General features: G+C 42.1%; 12 protein-coding genes. 6 read left to right on the forward strand and 6 right to left on the reverse strand.

The window, feature by feature from the left end:
• Window positions 1–602 precede the first annotated feature (602 nt).
• A complete protein-coding gene (locus AAGA18_11705) occupies window positions 603–1,487 on the reverse strand; it encodes an outer membrane lipoprotein-sorting protein (protein MEM9446001.1) in 885 nt (294 codons plus the stop codon).
• Window positions 1,488–1,628: 141 nt separating this feature from the next.
• Between AAGA18_11705 and AAGA18_11710 the strand changes: the two genes are divergently transcribed.
• The 4 genes from AAGA18_11710 to AAGA18_11725 all read left to right on the forward strand — a co-directional run bounded on the left by AAGA18_11710 (window position 1,629) and on the right by AAGA18_11725 (window position 5,274).
• Window positions 1,629–2,318 carry a phosphatase PAP2 family protein gene (locus AAGA18_11710; GenBank protein ID MEM9446002.1) on the forward strand — a complete coding sequence of 230 codons (690 nt, stop codon included), beginning with the start codon at window positions 1,629–1,631 and terminating at the stop codon, window positions 2,316–2,318.
• Window positions 2,319–2,610: 292 nt separating this feature from the next.
• On the forward strand, window positions 2,611–4,149 hold the full coding sequence (locus tag AAGA18_11715; GenBank protein MEM9446003.1) for a glycosyltransferase family 39 protein: 1,539 nt from the start codon (window positions 2,611–2,613) through the stop codon (window positions 4,147–4,149).
• On the forward strand, window positions 4,149–4,850 hold the full coding sequence (locus AAGA18_11720) for a glycosyltransferase family 2 protein (GenBank protein MEM9446004.1): 702 nt from the start codon (window positions 4,149–4,151) through the stop codon (window positions 4,848–4,850). Before AAGA18_11715 ends, AAGA18_11720 begins: the two co-directional genes overlap by 1 nt.
• A 61-nt stretch (window positions 4,851–4,911) precedes the next feature.
• Complete coding sequence (locus AAGA18_11725) at window positions 4,912–5,274, forward strand: lipid-A-disaccharide synthase N-terminal domain-containing protein (GenBank protein ID MEM9446005.1); 363 nt, start codon at window positions 4,912–4,914, stop codon at window positions 5,272–5,274.
• Here the strand turns inward: AAGA18_11725 and mtnP are convergent.
• Complete coding sequence (mtnP, locus tag AAGA18_11730) at window positions 5,271–6,143, reverse strand: S-methyl-5'-thioadenosine phosphorylase (GenBank protein MEM9446006.1); 873 nt, start codon at window positions 6,141–6,143, stop codon at window positions 5,271–5,273. The two genes, AAGA18_11725 and mtnP, sit on opposite strands and share 4 nt — an antisense overlap.
• Before the next feature lie 11 nt (window positions 6,144–6,154).
• On the reverse strand, window positions 6,155–8,008 hold the full coding sequence (gene glmS, locus AAGA18_11735) for a glutamine--fructose-6-phosphate transaminase (isomerizing) (protein MEM9446007.1): 1,854 nt from the start codon (window positions 8,006–8,008) through the stop codon (window positions 6,155–6,157).
• A gap of 57 nt (window positions 8,009–8,065) precedes the next feature.
• Here glmS and AAGA18_11740 point away from each other — a divergent pair, with 57 nt between their 5' ends.
• Window positions 8,066–9,373: a glucose-1-phosphate adenylyltransferase gene (locus AAGA18_11740; protein ID MEM9446008.1), complete on the forward strand. Its 1,308-nt coding sequence runs from the start codon at window positions 8,066–8,068 to the stop codon at window positions 9,371–9,373.
• 16 nt (window positions 9,374–9,389) lie between these two features.
• On the opposite strand, the gene AAGA18_11745 is transcribed toward AAGA18_11740, so the two are convergent.
• The 3 genes from AAGA18_11745 to rmuC all read right to left on the reverse strand — a co-directional run bounded on the left by AAGA18_11745 (window position 9,390) and on the right by rmuC (window position 13,714).
• Window positions 9,390–11,135, reverse strand: a complete 1,746-nt coding sequence (locus AAGA18_11745) for a hypothetical protein (protein MEM9446009.1) — start codon at window positions 11,133–11,135, stop codon at window positions 9,390–9,392.
• Between the two features lie 426 nt (window positions 11,136–11,561).
• Entirely contained in the window at window positions 11,562–12,440 is an 879-nt protein-coding gene (locus AAGA18_11750; GenBank protein MEM9446010.1) for a PIG-L family deacetylase, read from the reverse strand.
• Window positions 12,437–13,714: a DNA recombination protein RmuC gene (gene rmuC, locus AAGA18_11755; GenBank protein MEM9446011.1), complete on the reverse strand. Its 1,278-nt coding sequence runs from the start codon at window positions 13,712–13,714 to the stop codon at window positions 12,437–12,439. The genes AAGA18_11750 and rmuC overlap by 4 nt, the downstream gene beginning before the upstream one ends.
• A 247-nt stretch (window positions 13,715–13,961) precedes the next feature.
• Between rmuC and AAGA18_11760 the strand changes: the two genes are divergently transcribed.
• Window positions 13,962–14,294, forward strand: coding sequence for a DUF4410 domain-containing protein (locus AAGA18_11760; GenBank protein MEM9446012.1), 333 nt, complete (start codon window positions 13,962–13,964; stop codon window positions 14,292–14,294).
• The last annotated feature ends 76 nt before the right edge of the window (window positions 14,295–14,370 follow it).

The following is a 14,370-nucleotide window of genomic DNA, read 5'->3' on the forward strand; positions in this document are numbered from 1 at the left end:
TGTATAAATATCGCTAATGTATTTTCAGAGGATTTAAACCCTGTAAATCGCGAGAGTTTTGCGACGGTATGTAGCTAGAGCCAGGAAAGGGGACTTTTGATTATAGCAAGAAGCAAATATGAAAGCATATAAAGCGCATTCGAGTTTGCTGGATTTGTGTTTAATTATTTTTATGTTAGCCGGCTTCTGTGAAAAATGCAGAAACGGAATAGAGTAGTTGGAAACTTTTTTGAATTAAACCTGAATGATGCCAGAGAAACTAAAAATTTCTGTAAGATCTTGGCTCCAAGAAAAATAGGGTCTGCTAGAGTTGTTACATTTTTGAAACCTATGCCTAACTTTATTCGGATGGCGCTTGGTGCGCTTGATTGTTTTTGTCTTCGCTTGCTTATAGGAATTAGGTTCAGACGAGGTGATGGAATACATCTTGGTCGACTCTCTTTTTCTTGTGGCTCAAGTTTTTACGCATCTCATTCAACTTCTATGATATCATGAGCTTAAATCTAAAAAACCTTGAAGCTACATTCTGCCTAGCCATTGCCCTATACTCATGGAAATTTCAAGGTGGTCTGTGAGGGGGGGTGTTAAAATGGGCTCGTATTCTACAGACCTGAACCTGTTGTAGCATCTTTGATTTGAATAAGAGTCATGCTTCTAGAGAGGTTTCTTCCTGGAATAACAGAGGCGATTTTGATCTCTTTAGGAAGAAACGCATCGCCAACTTGCATAACATCTTGAACTTCCACTTTCTTGATCATTTGTCCTTTGCTATTGAAAGCAAAGACTCTTAAAACCGCAAAAAATTCTGAGCTGATCCAGTATTGTGCCTTAGCGTATTGGCTAGGGATAGAAGGGCTTGCTTCATAAGCCCAGGAGTCAAATAGATTGAGGTGCTTGGTATAACCGAGTCCTCGAGCATTCTCCCAACGTATAAAATCAATACCCAGATCTTCAAAGCTAGCATCCGTATTGAGGATTTGTTTGGTTCGTTCAGTGCCTAATAGAATCTTCCAAGGGTCTTCTTTCTTTTTACGAGTCATGACATTACTTCCAGTTGAGGTGAAATCGACTCGTATATGAAGGGGGTTTTCTTGAAATTCATAGACCATGGTGCGGTCTTTTACCCGTAGTATGACTGGATGACGAACGGATTTGGATTTTCCTACTTTGTCTTTGTTGAGAACTTTAAGGACACCTTCCATTTTAAAATCTTGGAATTGCATGACATTCCAGACCTTGGCTTGAACAATCTCGGGGCTGGGGACGGGTTTAGAGCTGTCAATGCTTGCGGCAGTCGTTTGATTGACATTCATTGCGAGATAGGGAATGAGAGTAAGGATAGAGATATTCAAGCTCACATGATACCATAAAGACTTAAAGATCTGCGAAAGATCTTGGCTCCAAGAAGCATAGAGCCTTTTAGAAATATCATCTTTGGATATATCTTGGTCGACTCTCTTTTCTTTGTGGCTCAAGCTTTTACCCATTTTGTTGAACCTCTATCACATAGTTCGGGTTTAAAAAATGACAAGAAATCTTCATAGACTTAGCTGAGGGTAATAGCTGGATCGACTCTTGTAAAATATAACCTACGGTTCAGTCTTAGCTAATAAGAGGTGACTTTCCATATGTCGTCAGAGTTTTTGTTTATTATGTCAGGATTGGATAAGATCTATGAGTGGGATTTGATATTATTAAGGCTCATCAATGTAGAATGGACGAGTGATTGGCTAAATGTGATCATGTTACTTGTGTCTGACTTTGGTCTTTTCAAGTGGCCTTTGGTAGTAGGGGGTATTGGGCTCCTGATCTGGGGCAAATTTAAGGGGCGATTGTTTGTCTTTAGTCTCCTTTGGGCCCTTCTCATAGGAGACGCTGGCATTAATTCGAATATTAAGAAGACCATCAATAGGCCTAGACCGCATGAAAGTGTAGAAAATATAAACCATGTAAGACGTGAAGGATGGCAGTTGGTTGTAGAGCCTTCTAAACCACGACGTGTTGAAAAAGGACGTTCGATGACTTCTGGACACGCTTGCAATAATGTAGCAATAGCGCTGTTAGTAACTTTAATTTATGGCGGATGGTTTAGGTTGATTTGGCTATGGGCGGCGTTGGTCAGTTATTCACGTATCTATCTTGGCAACCATTTTCCCTCAGACATAATCGTTTCTTACTTTGTTGCAGGGTTCTATACAATTGGAATTTGTTATGTTGCGCAATTTCTTTGGAATAAAATGGGTAAATGGAAGTGGCCGCAGCTATATAATAAACATCAGCAGTTATATAAGTGGAGAAATCTGCTTGTTAGAAGCTAGAACACCTGGAAAGGTAGGAGGCTTGGCTCAGAGCTGTTTGCGTTGCTTATGCGCTTTTGTAGATCACAAGGAGATGAATAGGAAAGACAGTGGATGAAGCATTTGATGAAAGAACGATGTAGTGCGCAGGTGTATCTCGCAGCAGGGCTAAGGGCGATGGCTGTTTTCGCTTCTTTCTTGGACAGATTGGCTCCTAGTATGGGCTTTCCGCAGGTTTTGGTCATTTTATCTTTAGTTCAATCAAAAATAGAAGGTAACACGGCCATTTCATAGCTTTGAAACAGCCTCTAGTATGGCAAAAGGCAAACAGTCATTTTCGTATTTCCAGTGGAGTTTGGTCATCATTGTGGCTTTGACCCTCTTTCGTTTGTGGTTTGTAAACCGCATGGAGTTGGTAGGTGATGAGGCTTATTATTGGCTGTGGTCTAAGCACTTAGACTGGAGTTATTTTAGTAAAGGGCCCGGAGTCGCTTATACCATTGCTGCGGGGACAGAATTATTTGGCGATACCGTGCTTGGGGTGCGATTTTTCGCAGTGATCTTGAGTGCCTGTACTGCCGTGTGTTTATTTTGGTTAGGCTCTCAATTGTTTTCTCCCAAAATTGGCTTTTGGTGTGTGATCACCGCAGCGGTTATTCCGCTTTTTTCGCTGGGTAGCATCCTGATGACTATTGACCCATTGAGTGTTTTTTTCTGGGTCTTGGCAGCGAATGCTTTCTGGAGAGCAAAAGAGAGGAATCATTGGAGCTGTTTCTTTTGGTGGCTTTTAACTGGCTTATCGATTGGATTAGGAATGCTCTGTAAGTATACGAATGTTGCACAGTTGGCTTGTTTTTTTCTCTTCTGTCTTTGGGATAGGAAAGGTCGCCACTGCTTTCTTACCATAGGTTTTTGGTTGATGCTTGTGGTGATTGTCGCGTGTTTATACCCAGTCTATAGATGGAATGAGGCAAATGAATGGATTACACTAGAGCATTTGATTCACAGAGGAGGGTTGGATGAATCTTTTGAATATAATGTAGGAGAGGTTCTGGCATTTTGGGTGATGCAAGCCGTGGTGATATCACCTTTTATTTGGCTGGCAATGTTGGCAGCGGTTTTTCTTACCAAAGGCAGTAATGATCATGAAAAAACCAGTATCAGGTATGCAATCACTCTATTTCTACCTCTGCTGCTCTTTTACTCAGTATTAAGTTTAAAAGAAGCGGGCGAAGCGAATTGGGCAGTTCCAAGTTACATAGGCGGTATCCTGCTCGTTGTCGTATGTGCTATGAAACTCAGTGAGAAATGGAAAGGTGTAAGGTATGTTACCGGGCTAGTATTGGGGATAGCTTTAGTAGGGTCTCTTTTACTGCATGATGTGCCAGGAGCTAGCGAGATTAAGCCGATCAGACGGTTGTTAAATCGAGCCAAAGGAAGTGAGGATTTGGCTGAGCAAGTCAATTTATTACAAAGAGAGTATGGTGCTAGTTTTCTTATTGCCAATAAATATAGCTATGCCAGCCTCCTTAGTTTTTATGCAAAGAACAATCCAAGAGTTTATCTTCCCAGTCATGAAGGTATTATGAACCAGTATTCTTTTTGGTCGGGGTACGAGGATGGCTTCTGGCGTGAAACAGCACTATTTGTATCAGATTCAGATGATATACCAGTGCAATTAACACGTGAGTTTTCCGAAGTGATGCTTGTAAAAGAAAGCTACACGTATCATGAAGCAAATGAGATACGTAAGTTTTATTTCTTTGTCTGCGAGGAGTTTGGTGGTCGCGAAGATACGGTGGAATTATTAGAGGTTGGAGAGCAAGAGGTTATACAAGGAGATACAGATTAGTGAGAGTTTCAATAGTCATCCCATTTTATAATGAAGAAGAGAGTGTTGAAGAAGTGCTTCGGGAAGTATGTGGAGTTATGCCTGATGCTGAGGTGTTAGCTGTAGATGATGGCAGTGACGATTCAACAGCAGAAAAAATTAGCAACCATGCTAAATCCTCCAATGTTAGATATCTGGGTATGGCAAAGAACTGTGGCCAAAGTGCCGCCTTGTATCTAGGGCTTCATCACGCATCGGGCGATGTTTGTGTAATGATGGATGGGGATGGCCAGAATGATCCCGCTGATATTCCTGCGCTTCTAGAAAGATCTCGTGAAATGAATATTGTCTGTGGATATCGCAAGACCCGCCAAGATAACTGGCAAAAGAAAGTAGCATCTCGTATCGCCAATAATATACGTTCTTCTTTTTTACAGGATGGCGTGAGAGACACGGGCTGCACTCTAAAAGTGATACGTAAAGAGCATGTCAAGCAGCTCGTTCCTTTCAACGCTTTGCACCGTTTTCTACCTGCGCTTTTAAAAAATGCAGGTGTAGAGGTTATAGAGGTACCAGTGAACCATCGCCCGCGCAAGCGAGGTATATCTAAATATACGGTAGCTGGACGAGCCTGGAAGGGTATCTATGATTTGATAGGGGTTTCATGGTTATTGACAAGGCAGGTGACTTGGTCCATAAATCCTTATTCAACAGAGGTTTAGGTGGGCGATTAGCAAAATTTAAAGCTCAAAAAAGGGATGAGCAGAGAGATCTGAGAGGGTTATGAACGAAGTTCTATTTGATTTTCACTTATTTAATTTTCATGTCTCAGTTACAGCATGGAAGCTCATAGGTTACACAGGGGTATTTATGTTTGGAGGTCGTTGGGTCGTTCAAGTGATTGCTTCAAAAATAGCGAAGAAACCAGTGATGCCGAGGCTTTTTTGGCTTATGAGCATTGTCGGTAGTAGTATGTTGCTGGCTTATTTCATTTTTGGTAAAAATGATTCTGTAGGTGTCATGAGCAATCTTTTTCCCATGTGTGTTGCTTTATACAACCTCTATCTTGATATCACTCACAAGAAGACGATGCAGGCTCCTGTAGCAGTTGAGGAATCTCCAGAGCTGGTCGAGAGTAAGAGCTAGAGATACTTTTCTAAGATGGGCTTGAGATCTTCGGCGGTTTCTTTAGCCCAGTATTCTTTGGGTGTGAGAATGGCTTGAGCAAGAGCATGGTGTGATGCGGTTTCACTATCAAGAGGGATTTGACTGATAGCATGTAAGATGGTCTGGCTTCCCAAGGCGGCATTCTTTTTAAGGATGGTTGCAACGGAGTCGACCGTTACGGATTCTTCTTCTGGGTGCCAGCAGTCATAGTCAGTTACCATAGCGAGCGTGGCATAACTTATTTCAGCCTCACGAGCGAGTTTTGCCTCAGCTAAGTTAGTCATACCGATGACATCAAAATCAAGTTGGCGATGAAAATTGCTTTCCGCCAAGGTTGAGAAAGCAGGTCCCTCCATATTGACATAAGTTCCCCCCCAGTGGGCTTCAGCTCCCATAGTCGTAGCTGATTGGTAGAGGATAGTAGCTAGCTTTTCGCAGATGGGTTGTCCAAAGGCTACATGAGCCACAATGCCACTTCCAAAGAAAGTATGTTCTTCTCTATTTTTAGTGCGATCAAAGAACTGTAGAGGTATGACAAAATGACTGGGTTTGAGTTTTTCTTTTAGTGACCCTACTGCGCTGGCACTGATAATCCATCTAGCACCTAATTTTTTAAGTGCATATATATTGGATCGAAAAGGAATTTCAGAAGGAAGTAGATTATGGTGGGCACCATGACGGGGAATAAAAGCGACACGTCTTTGATTGATTTCTGCAACAGTGATGGTATCGGATGGACTTCCAAAAGGAGTATCCATGGTGATTTTTTCTCCTTCAGCAAATTCAGGGATCTGGTAAAGACCAGTTCCACCAATGATTCCAATTGCGCAGGTTTGGTTTTTCTTCATGTGTAGTGAACTTATTCGACTGTGACAGACTTAGCTAAGTTTCTAGGCTTATCAACATCTCGTCCAAGAATCACAGCCGTGTGGTAGGACAGTAATTGTAGAGGGACAACATTAAGAATAGGTTGAAAAGTCTCAAGTGTTTTAGGAACATACAATACGTCATCGCATAAGTTCTCAATATCTGGGTCGCCTTCATTGGTCAAGGCAATCACGGAACCGTTTCGCGCTTTGATCTCTTCAATGCTATTTACATTTTTTTCATAGAGTGTGTCGCGTGGGGTAATGACGATGGAAGGAACATTTGGCTCAACTAGAGCAATAACACCATGCTTAAGTTCTGAAGAGGGATAACCTTCAGCATGAATGTAGGTAATCTCTTTCATTTTTAGAGCACCCTCTAATGCAATAGGGTAATTAGCTTGGCGGCCCATGAATAGCATACTCTTTGAATTGGCATATTTTTCGGCAACTTTTCGGATTTTTGCTGATTGACCAAGAATCGTTTCAATTTGGTTAGGGAGTTCTTCTAAGGCATGGATTATTTTCTGACCCGCCGACGCTGATAGGTAGCGCATGCGGCCTAGTAGAAGCCCAATGAGAGAAAATATGGTGACCTGAGAAACAAACGATTTTGTAGCCGCAACTCCAATCTCCGGGCCGGCATGCATATAAACGCCTCCATCGCTTTCTCGCGCAATGGTGCTACCAACGTTATTACAAATACCTAGGCAACGAAACCCTTTACGTTTGGCTTCACGGAGCCCACCCAGAGTATCGATGGTTTCTCCGGATTGACTGATGGCAAAGAACAAGGTGTTGCGCTCTAGTGGGCAGTTGCGGTAGCGAAATTCACTGGCATAGTCCCATTCCATAGGAATGTTGGCAAGGTTTTCAATGATATTTTCACCCACCATGGCCGCATGAAGGGCTGTACCACAGGCTACAGCAAAGATTCGATCAATCTCACGCAATTGCTCAGGCGTTAGGTTAAGGCCACCTAGTTTTGCGGAGGCTTCTTCGATGCTAATTCTTCCACGGAAAGCATTTTTTATGGCAGTGGGTTGCTCAAATATTTCCTTTAGCATGAAGTGAGGAAAATCACCGAGTTCAGCACTACCAGGTTCGTAGTCCAATTTCTGAATTTTCAGCTTCATGGTTTTATTGCTGAAGAGTGGTTTCACATGAAACTCATCTTTGGTCAGTGTAGCAATTTGGAAATCTTGGAGATAGACGACCTTTTTGGTGTAGGCTCCCAGGGCGAGTGTGTCGCTAGCCAAAAACTGTTCACCATTGCCTATGCCAAGAACCAGAGGGCTACCGCGTCTAGCTCCCAATATGAAATCTGGAATATCCTCATGAATCAGGGCAATACCGTAGGTTCCTTGGATTTCGTTGAGGGCTTGCCTCAAAGCCGACTCAAGCCGTTCCCTATAATCAGGCTCATGACCTTTCTCATAATAGTAACCAACAAGGTGAGCCAAGACTTCTGAATCTGTTTTAGTGCAAAAAGTATGTCCTTTCTCTCTCAGCAGTCGCTTAATGGTTTGGTAATTATCGATTACTCCATTGTGGACGAGTGCAATTTTGCCTGATTGATCAACATGTGGGTGTGCATTGGCATCATTGGCTTCACCATGAGTTGCCCAACGTGTATGACTGATGCCAATTGTGCCCGTAGAAGGTTTTCTTTCGACAAGTTCCAAGAGATCCTTGATCCTGCCGGATTTTTTCTTAACTTGAAGGCCTGCCCCATTAATAGTTGCAATACCTGAGGAGTCGTATCCGCGATACTCTAATCTACCTAAAGCATCAAGTAAGATGGGTTGAGCATCTCGTTCACCAATATAAGCGACAATTCCACACATAATTATTGAAAGCTCTTGTTTTAGCTATTGCCATGAGCTACCGTCAATATTAACCGTATGGATAATCATTTCCCTGATGCAAGAAGAGTTATTTCTCTCATTTTAGGAGGGGGTGCGGGGACGCGTTTATACCCTTTAACACAGGAAAGAGCGAAACCAGCAGTCCCTTTAGCAGGCAAATACCGATTAGTGGATATACCTATTAGCCTTTGTATTAATTCTGGGCTAAGAAGAATCTTCTTGTTGACTCAGTATTTGAGTTCTTCATTACATCGACACGTGACACAGAGTTATCGCTTTGATGATTATTATCCAAAGGGTTTCATTGAGATCATGGCCGCTGCGCAGTCGCGTGATGGAGATTCCTGGTACCAAGGCACTGCTGATGCAGTAAGGCAAAATTTGATGCATTTGCGCACACATGATCATGACACGGTGCTTATTTTGTCCGGGGATCAACTTTACCGTATGGATTACCGTCATATCCTCTATCAGCATTACCAAAAGGACGCAGATATTACAGTGGCGACTATTCCGGTGAGCCGTGAGCCTGCCAGAGGTTTTGGTATCATGCATGTAGACGACGAGGATCGGATTCAACATTTCGTGGAAAAGCCCAAGGAGGACTCAGTTTTAGATGGATTACAAATGCCGCGTGCTACTCGTGAACGAGTAGGTGTTCCGCAAGAGCAGGATCTCTTTTTAGCCTCCATGGGGATCTATGTCTTTAAACGTGAAGTGTTGGAGGACGCGCTTAAAGTTAAGCGTCACCAAGATTTTGGTAAACATATTATTCCATTACTCATCAGCCAAGATAAGCGTGTTTATTCATATGTTTATCAAGGTTATTGGGAGGATATTGGTACCATACGGGCCTTCTATAATGCGAATCTAGATCTCACGGAAATTATACCGCAGTTTAATTTTTTTGATGTCGTTTCTCCGATTTATTCTCGGGCCAGATATTTACCAGCTTCTAAGCTACATAACTGCAGAGTGGAAAAGGTAGTCTTAGCTGATGGATGTATTTTATCCGGTGCAGATGTGACACATTCTATTATAGGTGTACGCAGTCGTTTAGAATCAGGGGTTGTTATTAGAGATTCCATTGTGATGGGGTCCGACTATTTTGAAAGCCCTGAAGTTACCAGTAAAAATAATGAGCATGGAATTCCTCCTCTAGGAATTGGTGAAGGTACGCAGATTCAAGGGGCTATTGTAGATAAAAATGTTCGTATTGGTAAGAATGTTTCGATCACTGCAGAGGGCAAAGATATCGATATGGATCATCCTCTATACTACGTTCGTGATGGCATCGTGATTATTCCTAAGGGCTGTATTGTTCCTGATGGAACTGTCATATAAAAGCACACCCTTTCAGCTACTGGCTTGAAAGGTTAGGTCTTTTTTCTTGAGTCTTCTCAGAAGCGGCAGTCTCTTCAATCGCTTCTACCTCCACTTTTGGTGGGCTTGAGTTAGCTTTACTAGGGTTTTCAGTGTTGGCTAGGGCTCTCTCAGAAGGCTTTTCCTTTTCCTTCTGATCCTTTTCATCGATGAGAGACAGTGGTTCGGACGTAGTCTCGGTATGTTCATCTTTTGCTACCGAAGACTTCGTTTCAGGGCTACAGGTTTTACTTGATGTTGATACTTTCTCAGAACCAACGGTTACATTCTTTTTCTTATGGAGGTCTGTTTGTTGAGGTTGAGACTGCACTGGAGAGATAAAAAGTGCCCCATCTTCAAACTCAGACACGTAGCCTTCTGAAATAAGCCAGTGAAGATCTCTCAGCATAGTCGAAGTTTGCTCTTCTGCAACGGCGCTATCTGTAGTCTTTTCAAGATATTTTTCAGGCAATGCAGAACGCAGAGTACGAGGATTGTTCTCGATGAAGGCAATGAGGTTTTGCATAGACGCTGCAAAAACAGTGTCAGGTGTTCTGTGTTTGCGTTTGATGGCACAGACATAAGAAACTCCCTTGGATCCTTTTTTGTAAATGGAAAAGCGTTGGTGACGGAATCTATCTCTTAAGATATTCGCTGTGTTGAGAGGAAAGCGTTTTTGTTGTTCGAGAACTGTTACAATGGATAGAGATAGATCACCCTTGGGTAATAATGAAAACTTTTCTCCATCGAGTCGGCCTTGATTAACTTCTTTTACAGCTTTTCCTTTAGCTTCTCCGAGAAGGTATTTTATGACTTGTTCACGGCTGTCTAATATCCTGCGTTCCTCACCCTCTACAGTCGAAGTTTTCACCTTGTATTTTGTCGTTTTGGACATTTCTTTTAGCCAGCTCTGAATACTTTCCTCATCTTTGAGCGTTACTATTTTGGAGGTAAAGCGTTCGTAACTTGTTTGGTTGATACGGCGCGAAAAGTGTTCGCGAAGTGTATCTTTATAACGATGGTAGTTAGGAGGGCCAAGAAGTTCGCCTGTGATACCGCATTTGTTGACACATACGAAATTGCCCTTAGGTGGCTCAGTATCAACAGTCTCGAGATCAAAAAAACGTTCTAAGTGATTAGCTATGATATGGTCAACGACTTCAGATTCGCTTAAGAAAAGTAGTTTATCTGGAATAGATAAATAAATTTTTTGTTTGTTATTGGGTTCTTGATCATCCTTAAGCGGGCGAATGATAATTTGATAACGCTCGGCTTTTTGGAGCATGGTTCTCGCGACACTGAAGAGTTCAAAAGTGCGGCAACTATCTCGCATGATTTTGATAAGAGCTCTAAACATCTCTTCTTTAGGCTGAAATGCGACTTCAACCACAGGATCAAACGGTTTGCTGTAATTTTGCCGTTTCTGAAATCCACCTCGATGGGTTCTTTGATCATTACCGCGGCGTTCTTCTAGTCGATTCGTTGGTGGTCCGGTGCGTTTACGCGTTTCTCTAAGACCATGAGAGCGGCGATCTTTAGGTCCCAGAGTTTTAGACTGGGGTAGATCTTGCTTGGGTCGGCGTTCACTACTTTTCTCTTGCTGCGGATAATCGGGACTGTCGGTTCCGGGCTTTACTAGATTCTTGGACTCAGAACCTGAGGCCCAATCGGGACCAAAATTTGAATTGAGTAAGGAGTTGAGATCTTCAACCTTCGCACGTTGTTCACCTGTCGATGTAGGCATGGTCTTTATTTTTCCATGGGTGTCAGCTTTTTGCCAACATGGTTTATGTTCATTTTTATGATTAACAGCTAAGAATCTAGATAGCCTATGTAACCTCACTCGGCAATCATGAAATTACTCTTTTACTTTAATGTTACAACTGCGTATCAATCTAATAAAAATCAATTAAACCTGAACAATGCCTTAAAGACTTAAAGATTTGCGCAAGATTTTGGCCCATGAAGCTTAGGGTCTGCTAAAGGTATAAGCTTTGAGGCCCATGTCCCTAATCCATCCCAACTGGTGTTCCGCGCTTGATCGCTTCGTCTTCGCCTGCTGACAAGAGCTACGTTCAGACGATGTGATTGAATACATCTTTGTCGATTCTCTTTTCCTAGTTGCCTAAGTTTTTATGCATCTCGTTCCAATTCTATGACATCACCTGGGTTAAAATAACTCCTCGAGAGACTTCTCGGTGCAATAGGTATTTATTTTCAACATTTTTGATGACGGCTGGCAGAAAGTCCCATTTTTAATTATTTGCCATTTATACAGCGTAGAGAAGCATAAGTCGGGGTGACTGGCTCCGGGTTTACTTAAAAGTTCAGACCCTCTTCTTGTGTTGTCCATCATCCAAGCAGGAAGCGTAAGATGATACGGGTTTCTATTTACTTCGCCACGATGGCAACTGAGAGAATAGATGAGTTCAGCTAAATGTGCATTACTTGCTTCGATCATCAAATTGGGCTTTTCCATGGTAGACCAATACTCGGTATAAAAAAGATTCAGAGGATCGGTAAAAGAGGGGAACAATCTAATACTTTCTAGTATCAGTTGATAGACCGCTTGATGAGTAGGGTGAGCATCTTTAGGGTGAGGGCAGAAAATACCATCTGGTTTATAAATAGTGAATAGATTCTGAATGGATTGGATGGTGTCTTTCCAGGCGGAGTTGTTAGGTTGAGCAATTTTTACTATGTCCTTGAGATCTAATCGATGGCACTGGAAATTGAGATGTTGGCAAGCTATTTGAAGTTCATCCCAGCGCTCCTCACGTCGTTCTGCAAGACTTCCAAGAGTAACGGCCACATTTGTGATTCTAGCTCTTTTTTCTTGAGCTAAACGTAGAGGGAGTAAGCCTGTAATGCATTCATCATCTGGGTGTGGGGAAAAAAGCAGAATGCTAGGACCTTCATTTGCTTTGGTGACAGGATTTGGAGTGCCAGTGGCAGGTTGCTTTATTTGATGGTCTAACTGCTTGGCACGGTTGTATAGCTCTTTAATACTGTCGACATAGGAAAGGTAAGGGCTATTTGATGACTTCATGGCTCATCGTTTGTTGAATAGCTTGAATCTGGTAATGCTTTGCTAGCTTTAATTCCAAGCTGTTTAAGCTTCTCTACTTGAGTGGTTAGACTGCCGCGTCCGTCATGTAATTTTCTTGTCGCCTCAGAATAGGCTTGTTGGGTCCTGTTTATGTGTTTGCCGACATCCTGAATAGTCTCATAGAAATCAACAAATTTATCGTATAGGCGGCCTCCTCTATCAGCAATTTCTAGAGCATATCGATTTTGTCTATCTTGGTTCCATATGTTTTTGACCAGCCGCAAGGTTGCCAAAAGTGTGGATGGCGTGATCAAGATAATATTTTTATCAAAGGCAAATTCATAAAGCTTCGGGTCAGACTGAATGGCTAAAGTGAAAGCCGGTTCTATAGGGATAAACATGAGAACAAAGTCCGGGGTTTTGATATCAGCGATCTTTTGATAATTCTTATTACTAAGTTCCTTGATATGAAGCTTAATAGAATCAAGGTGCTGTTTAAGGGCTTGTTGGCGATTTTGCTCCTCTTGTTCAGAACAATAACGTTCATAGGCTGCTAAGGACATTTTGGAATCAATGATGAGGCAACCTTGATCTTCAGGGTAACGAATGACAACATCTGGCCGTAAGCGCCTTCCTGTTATGAGGTCGGTATACGAATCTTCAGTTTGGTACTCGATTCCTTTGGTGAGCCCAGATTTTGATAGGATTGAGTCTAGAATCATTTCTCCCCAAGCGCCTTGAGCTTTATTACCGCCTTTTAAAGCGGTAATGAGATTATTAGCGTCAGTGGATAATTGAGAATTAAGCTGGCGGAGGTTTTTGAGCTCATTTAGTAGTTCGCCTTTTGCTTGAGCTTGCTCGGTATGAGTGGTCTCTATACGTTTTTTAAATTCTTGTACACTTTCTTTGAGTGGACTTAGGACGGATTCGATCTGGACCTTGTTATGCTCTGTAAATTTTTTTGATGTGTGGTGAAGAATATCTCCGGCTAGGTTTTGAAATTGTTCTCGGAACTCTTTTTGGGAATGAGCTTGTGCTTCTTTGTTTGTGGCGAGTTGCTCCAGTAGGTGTTTGTTCTCTGTTTCTGTTGTGGCTAATTTTTCGGTTAAAGATAAGATCTCGTTTTGTTTTTGAGAGATTGACTCTTCTTTTTCTAAAACTTGACGGTTGAGCTCTCCCGACTTGCTTTTATAACTGTTAGAAATAGTGCGAACGATGATGAAAGCTGCCGTTCCTCCAAGCATTAAACCAATAGCCAGTGCTAGATAATCCATAAGCTATTCCGAACATAGCAAAGACGATTATGTTATTGCAACCAATGAAGTTGCTGACGACATAGGCGAGCGATTGATAAGAATGTGACCTATCGAGGATAGGAATAACTCATTCAGCATTTTTGTTTTTAGTATACGATGGTCGTTTTGATATTTTATTGCTGCAGCCTGTAATTCGCTTGTCGATTGCTTGACATGCATTTTACGATTGCTGTTTATAGAAAAGAGACCGATATCTATTTGCTTATTGGGTGCATTACGCTTTTTATCAAGCTGCGCATCTGTTTCTGTAGCGGAAGAATCTGCTAGTTCGCAAAAACAAGTTCAAGCAGACTTGGCTCAAGCTATAGAATCTAGATTAGATGACATAGTGCCGACTCAAATTGTGAATAGCAAACCTTCTTCTAGTAGTGGACTATGGATTACAGGAGAATTTATTCGCGTTAAGCCTGATGATGTTGCAGACCTGTTGATAATCGGCTTAGGAGCTGGTGGGACTAAAATAGAAACAAAAGTCCAAGTGTATGATTTAGGGTATTCAAAATCAAAGTCCCTCTATGTCTTTAAAACAACCGGGTGATCTAATCAAGCTGGCGGGATTATGGGCTCTATGCAAGATGCGGATCAAGACACAGACCGCACTGCGCGCGAAATTC

The organism is Verrucomicrobiota bacterium (genome assembly GCA_039192515.1).
Lineage (GTDB): Bacteria > Verrucomicrobiota > Verrucomicrobiia > Methylacidiphilales > JBCCWR01 > JBCCWR01.

Excerpts from the sequence above, each read along its gene's own strand:
- AAGA18_11705 (MEM9446001.1), bottom strand. The coding sequence starts at position 1,487 with ATGGGTAAAAGCTTGAGCCACAAAGAAAAGAGAGTCGACCAAGATATA.
- AAGA18_11710 (MEM9446002.1), top strand. The coding sequence starts at position 1,629 with ATGTCGTCAGAGTTTTTGTTTATTATGTCAGGATTGGATAAGATCTAT.
- AAGA18_11715 (MEM9446003.1), top strand. The coding sequence starts at position 2,611 with ATGGCAAAAGGCAAACAGTCATTTTCGTATTTCCAGTGGAGTTTGGTC.
- AAGA18_11725 (MEM9446005.1), top strand. The coding sequence starts at position 4,912 with ATGAACGAAGTTCTATTTGATTTTCACTTATTTAATTTTCATGTCTCA.
- mtnP (MEM9446006.1), bottom strand. The coding sequence starts at position 6,143 with ATGAAGAAAAACCAAACCTGCGCAATTGGAATCATTGGTGGAACTGGT.
- glmS (MEM9446007.1), bottom strand. The coding sequence starts at position 8,008 with ATGTGTGGAATTGTCGCTTATATTGGTGAACGAGATGCTCAACCCATC.
- AAGA18_11740 (MEM9446008.1), top strand. The coding sequence starts at position 8,066 with ATGGATAATCATTTCCCTGATGCAAGAAGAGTTATTTCTCTCATTTTA.
- AAGA18_11745 (MEM9446009.1), bottom strand. The coding sequence starts at position 11,135 with ATGCCTACATCGACAGGTGAACAACGTGCGAAGGTTGAAGATCTCAAC.
- AAGA18_11750 (MEM9446010.1), bottom strand. The coding sequence starts at position 12,440 with ATGAAGTCATCAAATAGCCCTTACCTTTCCTATGTCGACAGTATTAAA.
- rmuC (MEM9446011.1), bottom strand. The coding sequence starts at position 13,714 with ATGGATTATCTAGCACTGGCTATTGGTTTAATGCTTGGAGGAACGGCA.